Here is a 5,012-nt window from a genome sequence, read left to right on the forward strand (position 1 = left end):
AATAGAAATACGATTGTCATTTGTAATACCTTTGTTGAACAATCCAAAAATAGTAAACGGATCTATGTCTGCCGGTATACCGTTTGCTTCAAGCTTAGGAAGTTTTATTCCAATAATGTCATAAACTTTTACCAGCTTATCAATAAGCTCTTTTCTGTTGTTCTTATATTCAAGAAGCCTTGATGCAAACTCCTCATAAAAATCCACCCATTTGAATTGTTCTGTCATTACAATACCTTCTTCCTTAATCTTATTTCTCTAAACGAATCTAATAGTCCTACTGCTTATTAATTTCTGAAACATACTCACCCAATCTGGAAGCATAATTCGAAACTCTTTCTTCCATCATCTCTGTATTATCTGTCCAAAGCTCGCACTGAAGCATAACAGTCTGAACAGCATCGTCCATGCCTTCTGGTGGATATTTATGTTTTTTCAAAAGTTTCTTAATCAGCATACGCATTTTCGCTCTAGCGGAATCACGTTTCTGCCAATCTATCGTCTTATTCTTTCTTAATGCATCCGCTAATTCTTTAGTAATAGCTATCAATTCTTCATTCTCATAAAAATCCTTTATAGCCTGTGGTTTAGTTAATGCATCATAGAATGCTAATTCATCTGCTGTTAAGCCTAGTTTCTGTCCTTCCTGTTGAGCAATCTGAATCTGCTTTGCAAGATTAAGAAGTTCTTCAATAACCTGCTCATTTGTAAGCATTCCATTCAAATACCTATTCATTGCCTGCTGTATTATTTCACTGAACTTCTGTGACTTAACCACATTGGTACGTTTATAAATAATTACCTGCTCTGAAATCAATTTTTTCAATAATTCTACAGCTAGGTTTTTCTCCTTCATCTTGCCTATTTCTTCAAGGAATTTAGGATCAAATAAAGAAAACTCTCCATTAACATCAGAGAATAAATTGATCACTCCACTACTCTTGATACTCTGTTCTAAGAGTGCATTTACTCTTGCGTTCATTTCTGGCAAGGAAATCTTTTTTCCTTCCCCCTTATTCATTAGGCGCATTACAAGAACACGTACAGATTCAAAGAAAGCTGCTTCAATTCTTAATTCTTCAGGTGCAAGCGAAGAACACAATGACAGGGCCTGCCGAAGCAATAAAGCTTCCTTCAAGAAGTCTTCACGTTCTCTTTCTCTATTTACATCAACGATAAAGTTAACTGCACCACTAATTGCCTTCGATCTTTCTAAATCTGTACTATTAGTAAATTTTGAATAATCATAGCCATGGAATAAATCACGACAAACAGATAGCTTTTCCAAGAATTTTGGATATGCTACCGTAGCTACATCTGTATCACCATAGTTCTTTTTGTCTCTTGTTGTATAGTCATTCATTGCCTGTTTAAGAGCTGATGCAATACCAACATAATCTACAACAAGTCCACCTTCTTTATCCCCGAAAACTCTGTTAACACGAGCAATAGCCTGCATCAAATTGTATCCCTGCATAGGCTTATATACATACATGGTAGCAAGGGATGGAACATCAAATCCAGTAAGCCACATATCTACAACAATTGCAATTTTCAATGGGCTCTCATTATCTTTAAACTGCTTTGCTAATTCATCTCTGTGACGCTTATTTCCAATTATTTCACGCCAATCTTCTGGATCTTTGTTGCTCTCTGTCATAACAACTGCAACTTTTTCTTCCCAGTCAGGACGAATCTCTAAAATACGTCTATAAATCTTTAAAGCAATCGCACGAGAATAAGCTACAATCATAGCTTTTCCTGTCAAAAGATTTTCTCGATAATTCTCATAATGATCCAAAATATCATCAACTAACGAAGCAATGGTCTCGTCATTTCCAAGAATCGCCTCCATCTGGCCAAGTTCTTTTTTGCTCTTTTCTATGACCTCTGGATCTGCATTATTAGCCATGATGTCATATTCTGTATCAATTAATTTCAGAGTATCTGGATCAAGTTTAAGTTTAATTACACGACTCTCATAATAAACAGGGCGTGTCGCTCCATCCTCTACAGCCTGAGTCATATCATAAATGTCAATATAATCACCAAAAACTTCTCTAGTACTTCTATCTTTCATAGAAATAGGTGTACCAGTAAAACCAATGTAAGTAGCATTTGGCAAGCTATTTCTTATAACTCTCGCGGTACCAATCTTAATCTTACCAGTCTCAGCATCTACCTTTTCTTTTAAACCATACTGACCACGATGTGCTTCATCAGCCATAACAACTATGTTACGTCTCTCTGATAATGGCTCATCAGATTCTTCAAACTTCTGCATAGTAGTAAAGATAATGCCATTGGCCTTTCGTCCATCTAATAAAGACTTAAGATGTTCTCTACTCTCAGCGTGTACCGGCTCCTGGCGCAAGAAATCCTTGCACTTTGCAAACTGTCCAAAAAGCTGATCATCCAAATCATTTCTGTCGGTAATAACAACAATTGTAGGACTCTCTAATGCATCCTGAAGTAAATGAGCATAGAAAACCATAGATAAGGATTTACCACTACCTTGTGTATGCCAGAAAACACCGCCCTTACCATCTGTCTCTGTTGCATGTTTAGTAGATAGTACAGCTTTATTTACAGCAAAATACTGATGATAACCGGCTAAAATCTTAGCTTTCTTTATTCCATCACTCGAAAAACAGATAAAATTCTTTATGATATCTAAGAATCTTTCCTTCTCAAATATACCTTCAAAGAAAGTATCGAACTGAGCATACTGTGTATTTTCATAATTGCCATCTTTAGTCTTCCATTCCATAAATCTGTCTTCACCAGATGTTATAGTTCCTGCCTTAGATGTGAGATGATCGCTCATTACACAGATACAGTTATAGATAAACATTGAAGGAATCTCATGCATGTAATTTCGTATTTGTGTATAAGCTTCTGATGCATCTGTTTCTTCTCTTGATGGGGACTTTAATTCAATTAAAACTAACGGAAGTCCATTAATAAACAGCAAGACATCCGGGCGCTTATTACTGTTTTCAATAAAAGTCCATTGATTCGCAACTACAAAAGAATTTTTTGATGGATTGTTATAATCAACAAGATATACCAATCCAGAGCGTTCCTCTCCCTTTACCAAATAACGTACTTCGATACCATGCTGTAAATAATCCATAAATACGGCATTCTTCTGTACCAACTCTGCATTTTCAAAATTCTTTAATTTATAAAGTGCATCAGAAATTGCATCAGCAGGCATATCTGGGTTTATCCTAGAAAGTGCAGTTAATAATTCTGTTTCATATAATGGGTTAGTAAAATCTCTTTCTATATCTGGTCCATAAACATGCTGATAACCCATCCCCTGAAAAAGCTCTATTATTGAGTTTTCATAATCAGCTTCTGTGTAATATGCACTCATACCTTACTCCTTATATACACCACAACTTTCTATATCACATTTCCAATAATCTGAAAAGCTGCTCCTATTACTATAAAAAAGACTCCTATACTTACATATTTCACTTCTTTCTTAAATTCATTTGTTTTATTGTCATGCTCTTCAGCCGTTCCAACATAAGACTCTTTTGTTCTTAATAGTTTCAAGATACATAAAATAGAACCTACGGAATTCATTATTATCCCTATATTTGAAAACATAATAGATATATTCATTATCGTATCCTTTCAGAAATCAACTTCACTCTTATATCATTACACATTTTTTAGTCTTTGCACGCAATTTTTCTTTCAAATAAAAATAAACGATAATTTAGCGGCTTAGATATCAAGGTTTGATACATCCAGCTCCCCGGACATCAGTTTCGGCAACAAGGTATCTCGTATAGCTTCAAGCCTTTGATTTTCAACTTGGTTGGCAGAAATTGTGTCAAACATTGGAATAACAATTTCATCAAATGCGTGAAGATCATTAGAATTTGGAATCCCAATAGGGAATCCAGCAATGTCAGAGATAAATAAGCATTGCTGAACCGCTCCATGTGCTGCATTTATGAGCTCTGCTTTTTGGGCTACAAGCGCTTCATATACATACGCAGAACTAACAAGCTCAGGATTAGGCTTTACTATAGCTACGCTTCGCTGAAATTCGTAATTTGTAGGTTCAGTGTTAAGCAATAGAAGTTCACCCACAGTTCCAACCGAGGATATAAGGATGTCACCTTTTGCCAGTTTTGTGCGACGACGCAATTTATCAAAGGTTTCTGAATTGATTTTTCGTTCAGATGCACCAATACTCAATGAACCGCCTTTTATGTTTTTGCAACTCAGCAAAAGGTATTGTCCTTCCGGATCATCCTTAACGGTATTATGTACTCCGTCGGTAACATTAAGAGCTATATCTGCTATGGTAGCCGGTACATTGGATGCGTTATCTTTGAATATATGCATAAAGACGGATTGAGCTTGTTGCTCTAAATTATCGTTTATATTAACCAAGAAAGGACTGATGAAATGAATACAATTATTAAATATGAAAATACTAACAATCTGGTTAAGGACGTATGCACTATTATTGATGAGGCAAAACAATTTGTATATCAGACTGTTGATACTACATTAGTCCTTAGAAATTGGTATATAGGAAAAAGAATTGATGAAGAAGTGCTTGAAGGTAAAGATAGGGCAAAGTATAAATTATATCTTCCGACAGAGGAGGAGTTACGTGAAGAGATTGAGACTCAGAAGGAATTCTATTATTTACAGAAAAAAGATGAGGAAAAAGAGAAATTAAAAAGCAGTTGTTAAGTGAAGGGGGCCGAATATGCCAGGATTCATTGAAGCAGATTATGAAAACTCAATAGTAGAGTTATTCCAGAACATGGGATATCAGTATTTGTATGGACCGGATCTTACGGAAAGAGATTTCAAAAGTCCGATATATGATGACGAGTTGAATGATTCGTTGCATCGTCTGAACCCTTCGCTGTCGGATGCAGCAATCGAGGATGCACTTTATAAGCTAAAGAACTTCGAAAACGGTACGATTATTCAGAAGAATACAGCTTTTATGAATTACTTACAAAATGGCA

The 5,012-nt window shown here is 35.6% G+C and carries 5 protein-coding genes and 1 pseudogene; 2 read left to right on the plus strand and 4 right to left on the minus strand.

The window, feature by feature from the left end:
* From K6G87_RS05640 to K6G87_RS05655, 4 genes and pseudogenes are all read right to left on the minus strand, one after another.
* A pseudogene (locus K6G87_RS05640) lies at positions 1 to 228 on the minus strand (AAA family ATPase); the annotation flags it as partial.
* A gap of 49 nt (positions 229 to 277) precedes the next feature.
* Entirely contained in the window at positions 278 to 3,382 is a 3,105-nt protein-coding gene (locus tag K6G87_RS05645; protein ID WP_296834833.1) for a type I restriction endonuclease subunit R, read from the minus strand.
* 29 nt (positions 3,383 to 3,411) lie between these two features.
* The gene (locus K6G87_RS05650) at positions 3,412 to 3,636 is read right to left on the minus strand and encodes a hypothetical protein (RefSeq protein ID WP_296834834.1); all 225 of its coding nucleotides are present in this window, start codon (positions 3,634 to 3,636) and stop codon (positions 3,412 to 3,414) included.
* Between the two features lie 105 nt (positions 3,637 to 3,741).
* The gene (locus K6G87_RS05655; protein ID WP_296834836.1) at positions 3,742 to 4,419 is read right to left on the minus strand and encodes a hypothetical protein; all 678 of its coding nucleotides are present in this window, start codon (positions 4,417 to 4,419) and stop codon (positions 3,742 to 3,744) included.
* Positions 4,420 to 4,434: 15 nt separating this feature from the next.
* On the opposite strand from K6G87_RS05655, the gene K6G87_RS05660 reads away from it, so the two are divergent.
* Entirely contained in the window at positions 4,435 to 4,728 is a 294-nt protein-coding gene (locus K6G87_RS05660) for a hypothetical protein (protein WP_296834838.1), read from the plus strand.
* Positions 4,729 to 4,744: 16 nt separating this feature from the next.
* Positions 4,745 to 5,012: type I restriction endonuclease (locus K6G87_RS05665; protein WP_330669766.1), on the plus strand; the 268-nt coding region annotated here is incomplete at its 3' end.

This window comes from Butyrivibrio sp., assembly GCF_024699075.1.